Annotated in this window: 19 protein-coding genes and 2 pseudogenes; 18 read left to right on the forward strand and 3 right to left on the reverse strand. The window is 41.5% G+C overall.

Annotation, left to right across the window (positions count from 1 at the left end):
* From R6U02_RS05635 to ffh, 3 genes and pseudogenes are all read left to right on the forward strand, one after another.
* Positions 1 to 471: pseudogene (locus R6U02_RS05635) on the forward strand (signal recognition particle-docking protein FtsY); the annotation flags it as partial.
* A 43-nt stretch (positions 472 to 514) separates the two neighbouring features.
* Entirely contained in the window at positions 515 to 862 is a 348-nt protein-coding gene (locus tag R6U02_RS05640; RefSeq protein ID WP_410262658.1) for a putative DNA-binding protein, read from the forward strand.
* Positions 863 to 869: 7 nt separating this feature from the next.
* Positions 870 to 2,303, forward strand: coding sequence for a signal recognition particle protein (ffh, locus tag R6U02_RS05645; protein WP_410262659.1), 1,434 nt, complete (start codon positions 870 to 872; stop codon positions 2,301 to 2,303).
* Positions 2,304 to 2,489: 186 nt separating this feature from the next.
* On the opposite strand, the gene R6U02_RS05650 is transcribed toward ffh, so the two are convergent.
* The 3 genes from R6U02_RS05650 to R6U02_RS05660 form a co-directional block, all read right to left on the reverse strand.
* Positions 2,490 to 3,845 (reverse strand): FAD-dependent oxidoreductase, encoded by a 1,356-nt coding sequence (locus R6U02_RS05650; RefSeq protein WP_410262660.1) that lies wholly within the window; start codon positions 3,843 to 3,845, stop codon positions 2,490 to 2,492.
* Between the two features lie 754 nt (positions 3,846 to 4,599).
* Positions 4,600 to 4,950: a hypothetical protein gene (locus R6U02_RS05655; RefSeq protein ID WP_410262661.1), complete on the reverse strand. Its 351-nt coding sequence runs from the start codon at positions 4,948 to 4,950 to the stop codon at positions 4,600 to 4,602.
* 215 nt (positions 4,951 to 5,165) lie between these two features.
* On the reverse strand, positions 5,166 to 5,414 hold the full coding sequence (locus R6U02_RS05660) for an SHOCT domain-containing protein (RefSeq protein ID WP_410262662.1): 249 nt from the start codon (positions 5,412 to 5,414) through the stop codon (positions 5,166 to 5,168).
* 346 nt (positions 5,415 to 5,760) lie between these two features.
* Between R6U02_RS05660 and rpsP the strand changes: the two genes are divergently transcribed.
* The 15 genes and pseudogenes from rpsP to R6U02_RS05735 all read left to right on the forward strand — a co-directional run.
* Positions 5,761 to 6,033, forward strand: a complete 273-nt coding sequence (gene rpsP, locus R6U02_RS05665) for a 30S ribosomal protein S16 (protein ID WP_410262663.1) — start codon at positions 5,761 to 5,763, stop codon at positions 6,031 to 6,033.
* A gap of 112 nt (positions 6,034 to 6,145) precedes the next feature.
* On the forward strand, positions 6,146 to 6,391 hold the full coding sequence (locus R6U02_RS05670; protein WP_071847163.1) for a KH domain-containing protein: 246 nt from the start codon (positions 6,146 to 6,148) through the stop codon (positions 6,389 to 6,391).
* A gap of 81 nt (positions 6,392 to 6,472) precedes the next feature.
* Positions 6,473 to 6,985 (forward strand): ribosome maturation factor RimM, encoded by a 513-nt coding sequence (rimM, locus tag R6U02_RS05675; RefSeq protein WP_410262664.1) that lies wholly within the window; start codon positions 6,473 to 6,475, stop codon positions 6,983 to 6,985.
* Positions 6,985 to 7,731 carry a tRNA (guanosine(37)-N1)-methyltransferase TrmD gene (gene trmD, locus R6U02_RS05680; RefSeq protein ID WP_410262665.1) on the forward strand — a complete coding sequence of 249 codons (747 nt, stop codon included), beginning with the start codon at positions 6,985 to 6,987 and terminating at the stop codon, positions 7,729 to 7,731. Before rimM ends, trmD begins: the two co-directional genes overlap by 1 nt.
* Before the next feature lie 185 nt (positions 7,732 to 7,916).
* The gene (gene rplS, locus R6U02_RS05685) at positions 7,917 to 8,273 is read left to right on the forward strand and encodes a 50S ribosomal protein L19 (protein ID WP_410262666.1); all 357 of its coding nucleotides are present in this window, start codon (positions 7,917 to 7,919) and stop codon (positions 8,271 to 8,273) included.
* Between the two features lie 289 nt (positions 8,274 to 8,562).
* Positions 8,563 to 9,048, forward strand: a complete 486-nt coding sequence (locus R6U02_RS05690) for a hypothetical protein (protein ID WP_410262667.1) — start codon at positions 8,563 to 8,565, stop codon at positions 9,046 to 9,048.
* 16 nt (positions 9,049 to 9,064) lie between these two features.
* Positions 9,065 to 9,487 carry an OsmC family protein gene (locus R6U02_RS05695; protein WP_410262668.1) on the forward strand — a complete coding sequence of 141 codons (423 nt, stop codon included), beginning with the start codon at positions 9,065 to 9,067 and terminating at the stop codon, positions 9,485 to 9,487.
* A gap of 148 nt (positions 9,488 to 9,635) precedes the next feature.
* Positions 9,636 to 10,343, forward strand: a complete 708-nt coding sequence (locus tag R6U02_RS05700; RefSeq protein ID WP_410262669.1) for a SatD family protein — start codon at positions 9,636 to 9,638, stop codon at positions 10,341 to 10,343.
* 190 nt (positions 10,344 to 10,533) lie between these two features.
* Positions 10,534 to 11,349, forward strand: a complete 816-nt coding sequence (locus tag R6U02_RS05705) for a hypothetical protein (protein WP_410262670.1) — start codon at positions 10,534 to 10,536, stop codon at positions 11,347 to 11,349.
* A 695-nt stretch (positions 11,350 to 12,044) separates the two neighbouring features.
* Positions 12,045 to 14,936, forward strand: a complete 2,892-nt coding sequence (locus tag R6U02_RS05710) for an insulinase family protein (protein ID WP_410262671.1) — start codon at positions 12,045 to 12,047, stop codon at positions 14,934 to 14,936.
* A gap of 263 nt (positions 14,937 to 15,199) precedes the next feature.
* The gene (locus R6U02_RS05715; protein ID WP_410262672.1) at positions 15,200 to 15,496 is read left to right on the forward strand and encodes an MTH1187 family thiamine-binding protein; all 297 of its coding nucleotides are present in this window, start codon (positions 15,200 to 15,202) and stop codon (positions 15,494 to 15,496) included.
* Between the two features lie 297 nt (positions 15,497 to 15,793).
* The gene (locus tag R6U02_RS05720) at positions 15,794 to 16,234 is read left to right on the forward strand and encodes a hypothetical protein (RefSeq protein WP_410262673.1); all 441 of its coding nucleotides are present in this window, start codon (positions 15,794 to 15,796) and stop codon (positions 16,232 to 16,234) included.
* A 60-nt stretch (positions 16,235 to 16,294) separates the two neighbouring features.
* On the forward strand, positions 16,295 to 17,878 hold the full coding sequence (locus R6U02_RS05725) for a hypothetical protein (RefSeq protein WP_410262674.1): 1,584 nt from the start codon (positions 16,295 to 16,297) through the stop codon (positions 17,876 to 17,878).
* 196 nt (positions 17,879 to 18,074) lie between these two features.
* The gene (locus R6U02_RS05730; protein WP_410262675.1) at positions 18,075 to 18,791 is read left to right on the forward strand and encodes a hypothetical protein; all 717 of its coding nucleotides are present in this window, start codon (positions 18,075 to 18,077) and stop codon (positions 18,789 to 18,791) included.
* A gap of 411 nt (positions 18,792 to 19,202) precedes the next feature.
* Positions 19,203 to 19,762, forward strand: a pseudogene (locus R6U02_RS05735) (hypothetical protein); the annotation flags it as partial.

Here is a 19,762-nt window from a genome sequence, read left to right on the forward strand (position 1 = left end):
CGTGTCGGTGCTGAAGTCGTTTCAACGAAACAGGGTGGCGATCCCGCAGCCGTTGTCTATGACAGTATCGAAATGGCGAAACAGTCAGGTGCTGACTTACTGCTGATCGATACGGCCGGACGTCTACAAAACAAGAAGAACCTGATGAATGAACTTCAAAAAATGAAACGCGTCATTTCCAGAGAAATTCCGGATGCCCCGCATGAAACACTGCTGGTACTGGATGCAACCACTGGACAAAACGCCCTGAACCAGGCCAAGATATTTAAAGAAACCACTGATGTGACCGGTATCGTCTTAACCAAAATGGACGGAACGGCCAAAGGTGGGATCGTCCTGGCCATCGGGAAAGAACTCGGTATCCCCGTGAAATTCGTGGGCTTGGGCGAGACGATGGACGACCTGCACCCCTTCGATACAGAGAAGTTTGCTTCCGGATTATTCAAAGAATTGATCGCACAGACTGTCTGATTTATGAAACGAGACTTTGTGCAGTTAAAAAGGAGATCATCCAATGGAACTCGAAAAAACATTACGGCTTAATCGATTATTCTCGTTTTACCGTCCGCTGCTCACTTCCAAACAGCAGGAATACATGCAGCTTTATTACGGCGATGACTACTCATTGGGAGAAATCGCCGATGCCTTTTCTGTGAGCCGTCAAGCAGTGTACGATAACATCAAACGCTCAGAAGCGATCTTAACTAATTATGAAGAAAAACTGCATCTCATTGAAGACTTCGAGAAAAAGCAAGAAGCTGTGGAACAATTAAGCCAGTACGCACAAGAACACTACAAAGAAGATGCTCAGTTGCTTGAATATATCCAGGCAATTAATCTAGAGACTCTGAGAGAGGAATGAACCAACGATGGCATTTGAAGGTTTAACCGGTCGTCTGCAAGATGCCTTTTCCGGACTACGTAAAAAAGGGAAGGTAACCGAAGCAGATGTCAAAGACGTGATGCGCGAGGTAAGACTTGCTTTACTCGAAGCTGACGTTAACTATAAAGTTGTAAGAGATTTCGTGAAAACTGTTCGTGAAAAATCAATGGGAGAAGAAGTTCTCGGAAGTTTGAACGGCGGACAGCAAGTGGTCAAGATCGTTAATGATGAATTAACGGCATTAATGGGTAGCGAACAGGAGAAAATCATTTTCGCCGCTCCTGGCCAGGGTCCAACCGTTTATATGATGACCGGTTTACAAGGGGCAGGTAAAACAACCACTGCCGGTAAACTAGCCAACTATCTACGTAAACACGAAAACAAGAAACCAATGATGGTTGCGGCGGATATTTACCGTCCAGCTGCGATCGATCAGCTCCAGACAATCGGTCGTGACCTTGATATTCCCGTCTTCAGCATGGGTGATCAAGTCAGCCCGGTAGAGATCGCTGCAAAAGGGATCGAAGAAGCGAAAGCACAAAACTGTGACGTCGTGATCATTGATACGGCCGGTCGTTTACACATCGATGAAAAATTGATGAATGAACTGGAAGATGTGAAGTCAGCCGTGAAGCCGCATGAAATCTTCTTAGTCGTTGATGCCATGACAGGGCAGGACGCAGTCAATGTGGCTGATTCATTTAACGAACAATTAAATATTACCAGTGTCATCCTGACCAAATTAGACGGGGACACACGTGGTGGTGCAGCACTTTCTATTCGTGCCGTTACCAACAAACCGATCAAGTTCACCGGTACCGGCGAGAAGCTCGATGCCTTTGAACCGTTCTACCCAGAACGGATGGCTAACCGTATCTTAGGTATGGGAGACATCCTGACTTTAATCGAACGTGCCCAGCAGGAAGTCGATGAAGACCGTGCGGAAGAAATGGCCGCGAAAATGCGTGAGAATCGTTATGATTTCAACGACTTTATCGAACAAATGGACCAGATGCAGAAAATGGGGCCGCTTGAGGACATTATCAAAATGATTCCCGGGATGAACCAGATGCCTGGTGTGGACAAGTTGGAAGTAGATCCGAAAGATATGGCGCACATGAAAGCTATTGTGATGTCCATGACGACAGAAGAACGGGAAAATCCGGAACTCTTGTCACAAAAACGACGTCGCCGTATCGCCAAAGGGTCTGCGCGTGATATCGCGGAAGTTCACCGACTGATCAAACAGTTCAAACAATCCAAAGACATGATGGGTCAAATGTCTAAAGGCAAAATGGGCGGACTGGATAAAATGCTCGGTGGCGGAGTCAAAGGTAAACTCGGTAAAATGGCCATGAATGGCGCATCGAAAAGTAATAATACGCATAAGAAAAAGAAAAAAATCAGACGTAAGAAATAAAGAAATGGCTATATGGCTATATTGAAAAAGCAGACGGGAATCCTCCCGTCTGCTTTTTCTGTTATTTAGACCTGTTGATTCCCACTAATGAGGGTAAAACGATCAAGATAAAAACCCACCTCCCTGTGCGAGTGCACAGGGAGGTGGGTTCTGTTAAATCTGTTTAATGATACGCTTGGTAATAGTTTAGAATAACATTTTGTCGCTGCCGTAGGTTTCTCCCATTGCTTGCTGTGCAAGGACGTTCAGGAAGTTCCATGGACGGTTAAATTCTGGCTGGAAGAAGAAGTCTGCAAAGGCTAACTGCTCCAATGTCCATCCAGCTGATATAGCAACAGAAAGAGTATTGATAGCAGGAGTGATATCATAGGTTGACATCAATTGTGCACCAACGATACGTTGACTGTCTTTTTCAAAATAAACTTTCATCAAGACAGTTTCGTCATCTCCCATAAATTTCGGACGTAATTTTTCTTCCACATACTTGCTGATTACTTCAGCATCCACTGTGTCACTGTCGATGTCTTTGACACCAGTTGAAGCGAATTTGTGTGTGAAGAGAGACAGTCCGGAAGTACCTGTAACCGAAGGCATTTCCATTTTTTTACCACCCATATTTTTTGCCGCAATAACTGCTTGACGACGGGCATTTGGTGCTAAAGCGAGCAGTTTTTTGCCATTTGTTGGGGCAAAAGGAATCTTAACTGCATCTCCGGCAGCAAAGATATCTTTTGCGGATGTTTCCATATATTCATTCACAGCGACTGTGCCGTCTTTGTCCAAGTCCAAAATGCCTTCAAGCCATTTGGTGTTTGGACGGATACCGGCAGACAGAATGACCGTATCTGCTTCATATTCGCCTTTGTTAGTGATGACTTTCTTCACTTTACCGTTTTCGCCGACGATCTCTTTGACCATTTCACCGGTACGGACATTGATGCCTTGCTGGCGCATCTCTTCTTCTAGGACATCTGTAAATTCTTTATCCAGATAAGTTTTCAGTACGCGATCCAGTAGATCGATGACAGTCACTTCAATGCCAGCTTTTGCAAAAGCTTCCACAACTTCAATACCGATATAACCGCCACCAACGACAACAGCTTTTTTCGAATGCGGCATACGGGCTTTGATTTTTTCAGCCCAGTTACGTCCACGAACATAGAAAGCATTTTCTAGGTCAGTTCCTGGAACCGGTAGTTCGATCGGCTTAGCTCCGGGTGAAAGGAACAGCTTGTCGTAACTTTCATCTGATTCGCCATCTTCAGTTTTTACTGTGATAGTTTTTCCGGTCGGGTCGATTCCCACAACATCACTGTTCATATGGACGATTACCCCTTGTTTTTCAAAAGAGTCTGCTGTCGCATAGTGAAGTTGATCAGCATTTTCGCTGACGCCTTCTAAGTAACTTTGGATTCCGCAAGATAAAAACGAAGCGGTAGTTCCACGTTCATATAAATGTACCTCAGCGTCTGGGTGTTCCTTCAGCAATGTTTCGGTTGCTTCATAACCAGCATGAGATGTTCCAACAACGATAAATTTCATTTACAAATTCCTCCTAATTCAATTAAGATATGTATAATAAACATATCCTTAACACCTTATCAAATTTCCATTACTTTTTAAAGTAATTTGCTCATGGTTATTATTTAAGTACTGGCGTACATCAAAAAAATAAGGGTTATCCCTTTTTCAAGATCATTCCTTATCTGTAGTAAGAAAACAGGAACAGCCTGATGGTTTTACAACTACATAATAAGCAATAGTAAGCCCTATTCGCGAAAAAAGCAGGCGAGAATATTCTCGTCTGCTTTCCTTTATGTGGTTTTTTAATGGTTCCAGTCTGGTTCGGTACTTTGGAGGTCGTTTCACTGCGCTACTTACCGAATAAAGAGGGATTCGGTAAGTAGCACGAGAGGCTTCGTCTCAAAGTGTCGAAGCTGGACCAGGTTCGGTCATTAGACTGGTCAAAGCTCTCGCTAATGACCGAATGGAGGGTCGTTCGGTCATTAGCGAAGCACGAAAAAGCTCAAAGTGTCGAAGTTGGACCAAGTTCGGTAAGTTAAACAACTGGTGAGGCGAGAACTTACCGAATATTCTCCGATTCGGTAAGTAGAAGACACACTCAGACAGCTACTTACCGAACTTGCAAGCAGACAGGGGACAGGGCTCTGAATGAGTGAGGTATTCTCTAGTGATCATAGCTGTGAGTCTTTTTTTAAGAAATCCTATACTAAAAGACTTCATCAGAACTTACATAGCCGACTAAATCACTCGATCCATTAAATAGTTTTTAGTTTCAGTCTTCGTACGGCTCGATCCAGTGGTGTTCGTCTTCGATCAGTTTTTTCAGCAGCTCGAGTTCTTCCTCAGATGCTTTTTCGGTGGTAGTCATTAAATCATCCACTCGTTCGGGAGGGAGGCCCAGCATTTTTTCCAGTTCATCTTGAGTCAGTATGCGTTTGTTAATGTAGTCTTCAACTCTGGCAGTATAAATGATCGATTCGATTTCTCTGTCTGACAAGTCTTCTTCCACAGAAAATTCCAGCTTCAATAGTTCTCTAAGAGAAGATACTTCTAAAAGTACACCAATGCCTCTGGCAAATCCTTTTATCTGGCTCATAATGAAGTCATGATCTTCTATCGTCATTTTACTCACTCCTTTTCTTTTACTATATCACAATGCCAGCCTTTGCACGGTCCGCTTGTTCTGATAGCAGATGATCGAATAGCTGTAACGATATAGCATATAGTATGATGAAAAGGTCAGAGGAATAAGACAGAACTGATATCAGACAAGAAAAAAGATCGACTCAGCTGGAAGTTACTCTCAGCCGGATCGATCTTTTCTTGCCTATTCATGTCTTAACGTGACGATAAGTTTTTCTTTCTTCTCGTATATTCTTCTTCTGTTATATTTCCTTTAGCGTACTCTTCGTCTAGAATATCTAAAGCTGAGTTTTTCTTCATCTGGTAGCCATTGCCTTGTGACCCCTGCGAGCCTTGTCTAAACAATAGATACAAAATAATAATAATGAGTATAATCAAAAATAACCCTCCGAACATCATGTAACCGAATCCTCCTCCAAATAAACCATACATATCATGATACATTTATTTTTCCTCCCTATATGTTCTATCTTATTATTATAATAAAACAAAAGTGTGTAGATTTTATGGAGGCACATTTAAGGCGGACTGATTGGATTCATAACTTCACCGATTTTAAAGATCTAACTGAGAAAAAACAGAGAATCAGTCTTAATACTCTCCGGGATTCAGTTGAATGACTCGGTCATCGCACATGAAATTGTGCTCTGTAAAGAAAAAACACTTGACGAGCTATTCATTACATGATAAGCTTACATTCGTGAGTTTGAAAGAGAACTAAACTCAAGAAAAAAAGGTCTTTAAATTAAAAGAATTCCTTATTATCTTATTAACAGGAGGTGCAAGTATAATGGCAGTAAAAATCCGCATGAAACGTATGGGTTCTAAAAGAAATCCTTTTTACCGTTTGGTTGTTGCTGATTCTCGTTCACCACGTGATGGACGTATCATTGAACAAGTTGGAACTTACAACCCTGTATCAAAACCAGCAGAAGTTAAAGTCAACGAAGAACTCGTTATGAAATGGTTAAGAGATGGCGCAAAACCATCAGATACAGTTAAAAACCTATTATCACAAAAAGGAATCATGAAAAAATTCCACGATGAGAAATATAGCAAATAATTGTTCGAATTAAATGAGTCACTTGAGAAGAAAAGAATGGATAGTTAAGTATTGACTGTTCCAGTCTTTTCTTCATTCTATTATAGAGGGCATTTAAAAAAAGGATGGTATTATGACTGATACAGATATGAGAGATTTAATCAGAACCATTGTCGAACCATTAGTAAGTCATCCTGAAGACATTAAATTGGATTTAAAAGACACAGATGACTTTCATGAATATTTGTTGTCTGTTCATTCGGATGATGTCGGTCGTGTTATTGGAAAACGTGGACGCATTGCGAAAGCCATAAGATCCATCGTTTACAGTATCCAATTTGACGGTACTAAGCGTGTCCGATTAACGATTGTTGATTAATCAACTGAACAGGAAACCGGGGATGGCTCTTTGAGTTCATCCTTTTTTTGTATCGACCTTGAGGAAAGGAAGGAAGTAGTTATGGAATATTATGATATTGGTAAAGTGGTCAATACACACGGAATAAAAGGTGAGGTGCGCGTGATTTCAAGCACCACCAATCCTGAGGAACGTTACTTTCAGGGTGCGACTTTGAGCTGGTTTGGTAAAGATGGCGAGAGTGAAGAATTAACCGTCCGTACACACCGTAAACATAAAAACTTTGATCTGGTCACTTTTGAAGGCTATGACAATGTCAATTATGTCGAAAAGTTTGTCGGCGGAACCTTGCGAGTCGGCGAAGACTTATTACTTGAATTGCCTGAGAACGAATTCTATATTCATGAAGTCGTTGGTAGTACAGTTATTGATGAAGATTCCGGTGAAGAAATAGGCAAAATAAAAGAAATTTTATCTCCCGGAGCGAATGATGTGTGGGTCGTTCAGCGACCGAACAAGAAAGATCTGCTGCTGCCATATATCGAGTCGGTCATCTTGGACGTGGATATTGAAAACCAAGTGGTGAAAGTGCACGTCATGGAAGGGTTAGACTAATGAAAATAGATGTTGTCACGCTCTTTCCCGAAATGTTTGACGGACCGCTGGGTCATTCCATTGTCAAGCGTGCGATCGAAAAAGATATCGTCGAAGTCAACCGCGTGAATTTCAGACAGTTCGGCAAAGGCAAACACCACCAGGTCGATGATACGCCTTACGGTGGCGGAGCCGGGATGTTACTCAAACCCGAACCGTTGTTTGATGCCATGGATTCGATCAACGAACGGGAGCCCGAAACGAAAAAACGTGTCATCTTAATGGATCCGGCCGGCAAACCCTTCAACCAGGCGATGGCTGAAGAATTCTCGAAAGAAGAGCATCTGGTGTTCCTGTGTGGCCATTATGAAGGCTATGACGAACGGATTCGATCCATAGTGACTGATGAGGTTTCTCTGGGCGATTACGTCCTGACAGGCGGAGAACTGGCCGCTATGGTGATGATCGATGCCACCGTGCGCTTGTTGCCAGAAGTGTTGGGCAACGTCGCTTCAGCCCAAACCGATTCACATTCCAGCGGCCTACTGGAACACCCGCACTATACGCGTCCGGCAGAATACAAGGGAATGAAGGTTCCTGACGTATTGATGAATGGCAATCACGGCTTGATTGAAGAATGGCGCCATAAGGAATCCCTTAAACGTACATTTGACAGACGACCGGATATGCTGGCGTCTTACGCTTTATCTGATCAGGATAAAAAGCTTATCGCCGAGTGGGAAAGAGAAGCAGAAGAGACGGAATAAATTCAAGTCCGTCAACCGATTCAGGTAACAGCGATAAAGGGATTTTCAAAGAAAACAAGTAAAATACCTTTACACCCAAATCGTTGTATGGTAGAGTTAGTAATTGAGTGGGTAACCACTTTTATTTTCGCAATATTCCGCTGGGACATGCTCTTTATGAGTGTTGCGCGAGAGGAGATGTAAAAATGAATAAATTAATCGAAGATATCACAAAAGAACAATTACGTTCTGACTTACCGGACTTCCGTCCAGGAGACAGCGTTACTGTCCACGCACGTATTGTTGAGGGCGAACGCGAACGTATTCAGCTTTTTGAAGGCGTAGTAATCAGCCGTCGTGGTGAAGGAATCAGCGAAATGTATACTGTTCGTAAAATTTCTTACGGCGTTGGTGTTGAACGTACTTTCCCAGTACATTCACCTCGTGTTGCAAAAATCGAAGTGACTCGTCAAGGACGTGTACGTCGTGCTAAATTGTACTACTTACGCGAATTACGTGGTAAAGCTGCTCGTATTCCAGAGCGCATCCGTAAAATCAAATAGTCATAATATTGAAACACCGTATTCTTTAATTAGACTACGGTGTTTTTTTGTGCTCGAACTTCTCAGAAGAACTAATATAGACGATTGGGAAAACCTCTCAGTCACCCTTCTATAAAGAATCATGATCACCGTGTAAACAAACGATACCTATCATCACTTCAAAATAAATGGGACAAATAAAAATGATGGATAATCCTCCAAGAAGTCTATATTTAGTAAGCGTTTTATGATATAATTATTTTTGTGTGAATCACAGACACGATACTATACTTATTGGGGGATTTATATTATGAGCGTAATCACAGATAAATTTAGTCACTTAGCACAAGACAGAAAGATTCAATTCAAAACTAAAGAACTGGACACACCTATCCATAAAAAAGATGGTGAAACCGTTACGCAAAAACAAATCGTTTTCCAAACAGCTTTACGTGTAAGCAAAGAGAAAGCTGTCGCATGTGGGGTCATTATTCATGATTCAGAACAACCGCGTGTGAACTACCAAATTACTTATAATAAAATCGGTCAGGTGACTGATCGCAATAAAATGCCACAAATCACTTCTGACCTAAACGAAATCAACGCTATGCGTTCAGGTTACTACCGCTTCGTTATTTCGGGAGACGGCGAAATCGTCATGCGTCACTTAGGTATCACCGGCGAAGACGTAAGCCCAATGATGGATGTCTTTGTTTACGGCGGACGTATTTTAAGAGCGTTACTTCCTGAACTTGAAAGAATCGATGGTATCGACGTCGCACAAATCAAAGCTTAAGAATCGAGGATAATCCGTGGAAGATTATTTGTTTGAAGCAACCGTTCATAACAACGATGGTGTAGATGGCACAGCCTATGTGGAAGGGGATAACGGCCTTTCCGTCACTGTATCGAGCCCGACGAGCGATAAGCCGGGGACCAATCCTGAAGAATTATTCGGACTATCTCTCGCGACTTGTCTGAATGCCACTATACAGGCATTACTCAAAGCGCGCGGTCTGGACAATAAAAGCAGAGTGACCGCTAAAGTTCAACTCAGACGTGAAGACGGTGGTGTGGGTTATTATTTCCAGGTATACATCTTTGCGGCAATTGAAGGATTGGATCTAAACCGTGCCAATGATATCGTGCAGTCAGCCGATAAACGTTGTCCGGTGGCCAAACTCACTCAAAATGCATCCACCATCGAGCTTGAAACTGTTCCATACGAAGCATAACCTGAAGACACTGTAGGATCACTCTACAGTGTCTTTTTTCAACTATATAAAGTTTAATTTGATAATTCATCTTTAAATGGTTGAAACTTGAAAATCAACTCTTTTTGGTTTATATTTAAAAGGAACAGAGTGAGAGGAGTGGAATGAAATGGTAAATGAATCAAAAGTAGCTTTGATCGCAGATATTATCGCTTCTAAAAAGATGAAACAACGCGCACAGACGCAACAGATCCTGTCAGACATATTGGAAGTCATGAACAAGCAATTTTCAGCACAGCTTGAATCCCACTTGACCATTACCCTGGGTGATGAATTCCAGGGAATCGTTAAAGATATGAAAACCGCCTTTTTACTCATCGATTTGATCACGCTGGAACTGCAGCTCAAGACCCACCAGCAACTCGGTGAAGAGATATCATTACGCTGGGGCATCGGCATCGGGGAATTGACCACGCCGATCAAGAATAAAGAAGTGAGCATCGGCACCGACGGACCCGCTTACTGGTTTGCCAGAGAGGCCATTGAATCGGTGCATGAAGACGACGATTACGGCCTGCTCAACGAAAAAATAAAAGCGGATCAGCCGGATGACCTTTTCTATAACAGCATCATCCGTCTCCAGAATGTGATCCGTAATCAATGGACTTCGACCCAGAAAGAAACGGTGTATTACGTGTTGAAAGCCAGCGCTTATGCAGACGTGAATAACCAGCAGGTCACAGACGCCTTACAGGAAGGCCTTAAAAAGTCATTCAGTGCGCAGACCATCAGCAAGCGCATCATTTCTACTCAGATCAAACAGTACATCCAGTCCCGCCAACTCCTGGCCGACAAAATCGAAGAGGGGAGGGTCTGACATGCTTATTGAAAGTCTCATTGCCCACCTCATCGGGTATTTCTATTTCCAGCCGACCCAAAACAGTGAAGCAGACGGTCAGAAAGTACCCGTCCAACCCTTTCATTATCTGTGGGGGGTAGTGTTCACCACGTTCGTCATAATCGGACTGAACGACTTCGGCAGCAACTTTTTGATGAAGTGGCTGGTGATGGCACTCGGGTTAATGGTCGGGTACATCTTTTATGAAAACAAGCTCAAACGGGCCATCATTCTCTTTTTAAACAGCAATTTAACTGCGGAACATTCGCTGCACCTGTTTTATGACAAGAACCGGTCCATCGTTCAGTTTGTCATGCATCAGATGATCTATTTGCTTTGGCTCTTCATATTGAACGCCTTCGTCGATATGGCTGTTCAGCCATTCGTCTTAGTCGGCCTGGGTCTTGCGCTTTTCATACCGCTACTCGTCAGTCTGCTCGCCTTAAACAGCGGTCGGCAATTCTCAGGTCATCAGGGGAGTAGCTTCTTGAAACAGGCAAGCACCTATATTGTATTGAGTGGGATCACCTTGGTCGTCCTGCAGCTGGCTTTGGAAGCGTTGGCTGTCATTCAGGGTTCTGCCTTGCCGCTAAGTGCGTTCGTTGTGCAGTCGCCATATGCCGTCCTCATGCGGTTGTCACTCGTCTTACTGCTGCTGATGAAGCCGACCAATTTAATTATTCGGGCGATCAGTTCCAAATACGATCCGAAAACAGTCACGACGATAGCCGCTCATTCCGAACAGGATTCGGGCTTCAAAGGGGCAGGGGCCATGATCGGCAATCTGGAACGCCTGCTTATCTTGCTGTCGTTCTTCTTCGGGAGTCTGTTATCCGTTGTCGCGATATTATCCATCAAGGCCTTCGCGCGTTACAAACTCATCGCCGAAGACCCTTACTTTTCCGAGTACTTCGTGATCGGAACGATGCTCAGTGTCCTGATCACCTTTGCGTGTTATGCCTTGCTCGCGCTGATGCTGATTTAATTTGATCCGGGGCACGAGTCATCATGAAATATTTAACAATACTGCTACTAATCTTAATCAGTAAATAAAGGACTTTAAAAAGACCAACTCGCTCATCCAGAGATGCGCGAGTTGAACATTTTAATGGAAAAAACGCAGACTCGTCACTATTATTTTAATGAGTTCGTCATTCTAATACTGATATGACAAACTCATAAACTATTTAACAGCCAGTTTGTCATTTAGACCCTAGAATGACAGACTCAAGTTTTTTCTAGCTGCGAGTTCGTCATTTAGAACGTTGAATGACAAGCTCAGAAAATAGTTGTCAGCGAGTTCGTCATTTCGAGCCTAGAATGACAGACTCAGGGGTTTTCTAGCTGTGAGTTCGTCATTTCGACCTTAGAATGACAAGCTCAGAAAATAGTTGTCAGCGAGTTTGTCATTTCAGCCCTCGAATGACCAACTGAGAAAATTTGAGTCGCTGAGTCTGTCTCGAAATTTAAAACAGTCGTCAATCACTCAAGCTGATGACTTGAGCAGCGGTTGAAGTACTCAGTCAATGATGGTGAAACTAGGCGAGGCCTAGTTTCTTCTCAAATTCAACTGACGATAAGAGATTGAACCCTTTCAATCTCTTCTTCTAGTCAAAGCGGGCTTATATCATGTACAATGGTTCTATATGAAAAAATAATGAGAAAACGAAGGAGATACGTATGGTCTTTAAAAAAATCGAAACACAGAACCTTCCAGACATTCAGTCAGAAGGTTACTTATATGAACACGAAGAAACAGGCGCACAGGTTTTATACTTAGCTAATGATGATACGAATAAATCATTTACGATAGGTTTTAAAACACCGCCTTATAACGACAATGGTATCGCGCATATTTTAGAGCATTCCGTCTTAAATGGGTCTAAAAAATACCCGTCCAAGGAACCGTTCGTGGAATTGATCAAAGGCTCACTCAATACCTTTGTCAACGCGATGACGTTTTCGGATAAAACAATTTATCCGGTCGCATCCACTAACGAAAAAGATTTCGGCCATTTGATGGGTGTGTATTTGGACGCCGTCTTCCAGCCTAAGCTGTATCAGGATCCGCAAATATTGGCACAGGAAGGCTGGCACTATCACTTAGAAAACGAAGACGACGATTTGATTTATAAAGGTGTTGTCTACAATGAGATGAAAGGTGCTGCTGCATCACCCGAACATCAAGTATACGATCATATAGCGGCTCAGCTTTATCCGAACACTTTATACAGCCACAATTCCGGTGGGGATCCCAAAGTCATTCCAACACTGACGCAGGAAGAATTTATTACTTTTCACCAAATGTATTACCACCCAAGCAATTCGCTGACAATTGTTTACGGTGACTTGAACATCACTGATTTCTTCAACAGACTGGAAGAGTACTTTACAGGCATGGGCAAGCAGGAAGAGACCATCGACTTATCCATCGAACCGTCTCAACCTAAAGAATCCGTCTATACTGATACGTATTCGATCACGGCGGGCGACGATCCGACAGGTAAAGATTACCTGGCACTTGCCTGGCACGGCGCACTCCCTGATGAAACGCTTGATATCTTTGGCTTGGAAGTCTTGGACGAAATACTATTCGGGAACAACCAGTCACCACTTAAAAAAGCATTACTCGACGCCCATATTGGCGGAGACATTGATAGTGACGTCTCTGATATCGGTTATCCGACTGCCTTTTTAATCATGGCTAAGTATTCAAGTGCCGATAAAATGCCGCAATTCAAACAAGTGGTGGAAGATACCCTCACTGAATTAGTGGAAAAAGGCATCAACAAAGACCTGATTCAGGCAGCCTTGAACAAAATCACTTTCCAGACACGCGAAGCGGCAATTTCAGAAGACAATCCGCGTGGCGTCATTTATGCGATTCAAACACTGAATACATGGTTATATGACAAAAATCCGTTCGATAACCTGCAGTTCAACCATTTCCTGGAAGAATTGGCTAAAAAAGTGGACGAAGGTTACTTCGAAGAACTCATCAAACGCAAACTTTTAAATAATAATGTGTTTACACAAGTGATCCTAAAAGCTGAACCAGGGAAAAGCGATAAACTGGAAATAGAAACACTTAAAAAATTGCAAGACTATAAAGGCAAGATTTCGGATGAGGAACGTCAGAAGATCATCAAAGAAACACAGGCGTTGATCGAGCGTCAGGGAACACCCGATAGCCCTGAAGACCTGGCTAAGATCCCAACCTTAACACGTGAAGACTTGACCACGGACGAACAGGACTATCCGATCGAAGAAAGCGCATTTGGCGAAGACACTTCTTTCTATCATGCGGAACAATTCACTTCAGGGATCGATTACATCAACTTGTACTTCGATATTAAAGATTTCAAGGAAGAGGAGTATCCGCTCCTAGGGTATTTCAGTCACTTGCTCGGCAAGCTGGCCACAGAGAAATATGATGAAGCAGACTTGCAAAAGGAAATGGACACACACACAGGCGGCATTCACGGTAGTGTAGCTGTTTACGAAGACCAACAAGGAAACATCAAGCCTTACTTCAGATTAAGCGGGAAAGCCTTGTCCGCCTCACTAGAAGACTTGGTCGGATTGATGAAAGAGATTATACTGCATACCCAGTTTGACAAAAAAGCGGAACTCTTGAAAATCACACAGCGCCTGCTTTCTAATTTCGAGCAAAAAATCAATTTCAGTTCACACGCTATCGTCGCAAATCGTGCTTTGAGCCAGGTGAAACCGGCAGCGAAGCTCAGTGAATCAGTCAATGGTATCGATCAGTTCAATTACTTGAAGACCGTGCGCGACGAATTGAAATCTGACTCGATCGAATTGAACGATAGACTGACTCAGTTGTTAACGAAACTCTTGAACAAACGTCGTTTACATGTTCTTTATACGGGTGGCGCTGACCGTAAAGAAGCCGTCAAAGATGTTTTGATTTCTGCCTTTGAATCCTTACCGAGCGAGCCTTTAGGGGAAACCGTGACTTACTCAGCTGGACCCAAGCAAAACGAAGCATACATCACAGCACAAGACGTTAACTACGTCGGACTTGGTAGTGACGCCACAGGAACACTCGACTACTCCGGAACGTCTCTAGTCTTGTCGACGGCTTTCCGCTTCGATTACCTGTGGAATGCTATCCGCGTTAAGGGCGGCGCCTATGGTTCCCTTTACCAGCATAACCGAACCGGCAGTCTAGCCTTAGGTTCCTACCGGGATCCAAATATCGGTAAAACGTTAGAGGTTTATAAAAACATGCCGACTTACGTTAAAGAGCTGAAACTTTCAGAATCTGAACTCTTGAAATACATCATCGGGTCACTAAGCCCGCTTGAGCAGCCAAAATCGGCAGAGAGCAAAGGACTTACAGCATTCAATCGACTCAAACGCAACATCACCAAAGAAGACATCGTTCAGTTGAAAGAAGAAATTCTAGCAACCGATTCAGACAAACTGTCATCCTTGCACGACGGCTTCCGAAAAGTCATTGATGCAGGCTCAGTGGTCGTCATCGGCAACAAAGCACAGATAGAAAATGAAAAAGACTTGTTCGACAAAATTTACGATCTTTACTGATCAGTTCAATTAAGCAATTCAAAAAGAAAGCAGAAGGCATCAATGCCTTCTGCTTTCTTTTTTTCATATAGGATTTATTAAACCATCGCGTTGACTGCTGATTACCTGATGCTTTCAATATGCTTCTCAAAAGCTATTAATTGCACAAGCAAAAGTACAAGATATATACTGAATATGGAAAATCTCAAACTATGATCTACTCAATAAAGATAGTCATCATCTTTATTGAGTAGATGATTTCTTAACAGAAGGAGGGATCAATAATGAATACATTAGTTGCTGTTTCCATTGTACCTATTGCCGAAGGAGAAGGAACTTCTTCACACGTAGCAGAAGCGATAAAAGTGATAAGAGGTTCTGACCTACCCAACAAAACGACATCCATGTTCACTGAAATCGAAGGACCATGGGATGATGTTATGAAAGTGGTAAAAGAAGCTGTCATGGTTTTAGCAGACCAGGGCATACGTACCGAAGTAGTTCTGAAAGGTGATATCCGACCAGGCTATGAAGATACAATGACATCGAAAGTAGAACAAATTAATGAACGACTTAGCTAAACGACGAATAAAAAAATCAAGAAGGTACCGGCTTTTGGAAATTCAAGCCGGTACCTTCTTGATTTAGTCTTGAATCCCTCATTCTTTAGTTATTGACCTTGTTTCTGACTTATGCGTCGAGGAAAAACTAACCTTGCATTGCAGTTTGCTTCACTAACCCATATAATGAATTGAGCAGTGTTATTTCTCTCTAGAATACAGTTCACATTTTGTATAATTGAAAAAGAAGGGCCAATGAAGAGGATAACCATTTTTTTGAAATAGAAAAATAAGTAAGGGAGAAAAGGGGCGAGACGTGTGACACTCTTTTATTTTGCACTGGTTATGAGTGGCATCGTGTTATTCTTCAAAGATACTACAGGTTTAAATCAGTTATATCAAGCTATTAAATCGTACACCCAACCCTTTAAAGTCGTTACGTTCATGTATATCGGTATAATGGGCATGGTGCTTGTACCGTTAAATTTCATTGATCTTTCAATGATCGGTTTGTATGGTGTGGTTTATATTTTTGTCGGGGTCATTTTGTATGGCCTCTACAGAAAACAACCCTTCAAAGTACTGAAATATGTCAGCTTGTTGCATGTATCAGGCCTGCTTGGACGCTTAGTGCTTGAATGGGAGTCACTGAAACCATTGATGCTCATCACTATTCTTATCTATGCAGCTATTATTCCTCTTTACATTTACATCATACAATTGGTCCTCACACTCAACTGTTTTTCAGCAAACGAATAAGCTATCACCAAATCAATCATTAGACTTAAAAAGCTAAGTGATACAGAAAAGGAAGATACCATGAAAACATCGAAAAAACGATTATTTTTATATCTCACACTATTTATAGTCTCGTTAGTTGTATTTTACATGTATACACCGGCGCTCAATATTCACTCTCAGGAGTTTAGATTCCTGCTCTTGATGCTGACGATCGCGGTCGTTGCTATCGAAATAACGATAGACGGCCAGTATTTCTATACTAAAAAGGTGAAATATGGGGCTTTGATTATTCCCGTACTGGTTGTTATAGGGATTGCAGTGGGTAACTTAGTTAACGGCGTCATGTTCCGTGCCACTGATTATGCTGAATTGATTGAAGTCGAAGAAAAAAACTTTCAAGAAGACTACCCAGCCATGGACGGTTCAGCGATTCCAATGATGGATAAAGACACGGCTCAACGTTTAGGTGACAGACGAATCGGTTCGATCAGCGAACTCGTTTCTCAATTCGTTCCGTCCGATACCTACACGCAGATCAATATCGATAACGAACCTTACCGTGTCACACCGCTCCAGTACGCTGGTTTCATACGCTGGTTAAATAACCGCAGCGAAGGTATTCCAAACTACTTGAAAGTCGATATGGTTACAGGCGCAGTAGAAGTGGAAGACCTTGATGAAAACATCAAATACTCAGATTCAGAATACTTGAACCGTAATGTTAAACGTCACTTACGCTTCAAATATCCGACCAGAATTTTTGCGGATCCGGATTTTGAAGTTGATGACGAAGGTCATCCTTACTATATAGCGACGACTTATGAAAATATCTTCTGGTTCAAACAGCTCGAACCGACTGGTCTGATCGTCTTGGACGCAGTCACAGGCGAAACAGTAGAATATGATTTAGAAAATATACCGTCATGGGTCGACCGCGTGTATTCATCCGATTTGATTTTGCAGCAATTAAATTATAAAGGACAATACACCGGTGGCTTCTTTAACGCCATGTTTGGAAAACGCGGCGTCACTCAAACGACAGACGGTTACAATTATATTCCGATGAACGATGATATCTTTCTCTATACAGGCGTGACATCTATCAATAATGACGCCTCAAACATTGGGTTCTATCTCGTTAACATGCGTACGAAAGCAGCCGAGTTTTATCCGGTCACTTCTGCAGATGAATTTTCAGCAATGCAATCAGCAGAGGGTTCATTACAACAGATGCGATTTAAATCAACGTTTCCACTCTTAATCAGTTTGAATAAAAATCCGTATTACATTTCATCCCTAAAAGATGATTCCGGACTCGTTCGTTCCTATGCACTGGTTGACGCTCAAGATTACCAGAAAGTCATCACGAGCGATACTGTAGACGGATTGATTGCGCAGTTAAACGGTGGCAGCACGTCAGATGGTGATGTAGCCGAGGTTGAAGAAGTGGACGAAGAAATATTGAACCAAATCAATGGCCAGGTTGAAAACATCTCCCAAGCCGTTGTTTCCGGCAACACTATATACTACTTCATGATTGACGGCAGTATCTATAAAGCAGACATTACCTTAAATGATGCTTTACCATTTGTCGAAGAAGGCCAAGCCATTGAAGGCGAAGCTAATGAAGAAAATGAATTTAAAGTTATTATTTTAGACTAACACTAACACTAACAGCCCTATACATGATCACTTAGTTTCTTAAGTGTATTATGTGTAGGGCTTTTTTTCATCAAATAGATCCTTATTGTTCTATTGATACTAAATATTCATGAGACCGATTACAAAGTAATGGTTTTATGCATTTAATAATGTTAATATATATACAAATAGAATAAAAGAGTATAGGAGGAATATCATGTCAAGAAAAAAGTTTTATGATGCAGAAGGTAACGAAGTAAAAGCTAAAGAAATCAAACCATTCTATAAAAAATGGTGGTTTATTGCCATTATTGTATTCTTTATTTTTGGTGTATTAGGTTCTATGGGTGATGATGACGAAGATATTGCGGAAGAATTAGAGACGGAAGAAGTCGCAGCAGAAGATAATGAAACGGAGCCCGCTGAAGAAATTGAAGAAGTAGTTGAAGAAGAACCCACAACAGACATCGGAAAACGCAGTAACCCTGTACCTTTGGGCGCATCAATTGAAGTAGATGTTAATATAATCGACATCGATGATGTGTTTGATGCAGAAGAAGGTGTCTTGAAATTAACTCTTAACAACATCATCTCGGGCGATGAAGCTTATGAGATAATATTGGGGGAGAATCAGTTCAACGAAGAAGCACCGGAAGGTTATCAATGGATAATATTTGATATTGAAGCAACACTAGTTGATGGCAGTGAAGACGTTGCTTATACCCCATTCCCAATGATATCAACAGTTTCTGAAAGTGGAGCAGAGTCACCTGACGGACATTATGCTACTATAGATAATGAATTTGGTTACACTGACTTATTCGACGGTGGAAGCACTAGCGGAAGACAAGCAACGATTGCCCCGGCAGATGAAAATTATCTTATTAAATGGACAGAAGGTTTCACTAAAGAGATTTTCTTTAGTGTTGAATAATAAAATTATTTGAAACAATATATAAAACAAAAAATACTTTAGACTAAATAAAGAACCTATGTTGATTTTTCGACATAGGTTCTTTATCTACATAGGATAAAAATGGTATAGTTAAAATGTCCATATTTGAAGACAAAGAGGTAATTAATCTAGCTCATCCCTATCAAATCAAAGAGAAATGGAACAAAAAATATTCAACCTGGATACTCTATACATTATGTGCCATAAGAAAAGTAACAGATCCGATGTTATAAGAGCCTTGAGAGTGCCTATTCACTTATGACTTCTTGAAGAATTTATCAGATCGTAAATGGTAATCTCAGGTGCATTTCAAAAATAAATAATAAAAAAATCCACATCTCTAAAAATAAATGATGAGATATTAGAAAAACAGAAAGTAAGGTGAGTCAATTGACCGATTGGATTTTCCCCAGCAATCCCAATAATGTGTTTGATGTGAAAGGAGCATTTGCTCACAATAATGGTTTTGTAGACTGGACAAAAGGTAATACGAAGGTACAAAAAGGAGATACTGTTTATTTATATGCATCAAGTCCTGTTAAAAGCATAATTGCTATTACAGTTGCCGTTAAAACTAATCTCACTAACGAGGATAAACTTAATGAGGATGATTACTGGTTAGATGACGTTAAAAAAGAGAAATCAAAAAAAAGTTATGCAATTAGATTAAAATTGATACAATTTTTATCCGGCAAAGAATTTTCATATGATGAATTGCAAAACCACGGATTAAATTCAAATATTCAATCTAAGATTAAAGCTAACAAGGAGTTGGCTTTATATTTAGAAGATTCAGTATCAAATTTTAAAAAATCATTTGAATGGATAGATTTTCATGAAGAACTATCGAAATCTTTTTTAAAGTATAAAGATAATAGAGAAGAGTTCTATAAATTAGTAAAAGACTCCTTTGAAATAGAAGGTTTTGATAATCCCTTTGATGATAAACT

Origin of the sequence: Alkalibacterium sp., from assembly GCF_046484155.1 — a bacterium.
In the GTDB taxonomy this organism is placed as follows: Bacteria; Bacillota; Bacilli; order Lactobacillales; family Carnobacteriaceae_A; genus Alkalibacterium.

Excerpts from the sequence above, each read along its gene's own strand:
- R6U02_RS05725 (WP_410262674.1), top strand. The coding sequence starts at position 16,295 with ATGAAAACATCGAAAAAACGATTATTTTTATATCTCACACTATTTATA.
- trmD (WP_410262665.1), top strand. The coding sequence starts at position 6,985 with ATGAAAATAGATGTTGTCACGCTCTTTCCCGAAATGTTTGACGGACCG.
- R6U02_RS05700 (WP_410262669.1), top strand. The coding sequence starts at position 9,636 with ATGGTAAATGAATCAAAAGTAGCTTTGATCGCAGATATTATCGCTTCT.
- R6U02_RS05705 (WP_410262670.1), top strand. The coding sequence starts at position 10,534 with ATGGCACTCGGGTTAATGGTCGGGTACATCTTTTATGAAAACAAGCTC.
- ffh (WP_410262659.1), top strand. The coding sequence starts at position 870 with ATGGCATTTGAAGGTTTAACCGGTCGTCTGCAAGATGCCTTTTCCGGA.
- R6U02_RS05730 (WP_410262675.1), top strand. The coding sequence starts at position 18,075 with ATGTCAAGAAAAAAGTTTTATGATGCAGAAGGTAACGAAGTAAAAGCT.
- R6U02_RS05715 (WP_410262672.1), top strand. The coding sequence starts at position 15,200 with ATGAATACATTAGTTGCTGTTTCCATTGTACCTATTGCCGAAGGAGAA.
- R6U02_RS05710 (WP_410262671.1), top strand. The coding sequence starts at position 12,045 with ATGGTCTTTAAAAAAATCGAAACACAGAACCTTCCAGACATTCAGTCA.
- R6U02_RS05655 (WP_410262661.1), bottom strand. The coding sequence starts at position 4,950 with ATGACGATAGAAGATCATGACTTCATTATGAGCCAGATAAAAGGATTT.
- R6U02_RS05690 (WP_410262667.1), top strand. The coding sequence starts at position 8,563 with ATGAGCGTAATCACAGATAAATTTAGTCACTTAGCACAAGACAGAAAG.
- rpsP (WP_410262663.1), top strand. The coding sequence starts at position 5,761 with ATGGCAGTAAAAATCCGCATGAAACGTATGGGTTCTAAAAGAAATCCT.
- R6U02_RS05660 (WP_410262662.1), bottom strand. The coding sequence starts at position 5,414 with ATGTATCATGATATGTATGGTTTATTTGGAGGAGGATTCGGTTACATG.
- R6U02_RS05640 (WP_410262658.1), top strand. The coding sequence starts at position 515 with ATGGAACTCGAAAAAACATTACGGCTTAATCGATTATTCTCGTTTTAC.
- R6U02_RS05670 (WP_071847163.1), top strand. The coding sequence starts at position 6,146 with ATGACTGATACAGATATGAGAGATTTAATCAGAACCATTGTCGAACCA.
- rplS (WP_410262666.1), top strand. The coding sequence starts at position 7,917 with ATGAATAAATTAATCGAAGATATCACAAAAGAACAATTACGTTCTGAC.
- R6U02_RS05650 (WP_410262660.1), bottom strand. The coding sequence starts at position 3,845 with ATGAAATTTATCGTTGTTGGAACATCTCATGCTGGTTATGAAGCAACC.
- rimM (WP_410262664.1), top strand. The coding sequence starts at position 6,473 with ATGGAATATTATGATATTGGTAAAGTGGTCAATACACACGGAATAAAA.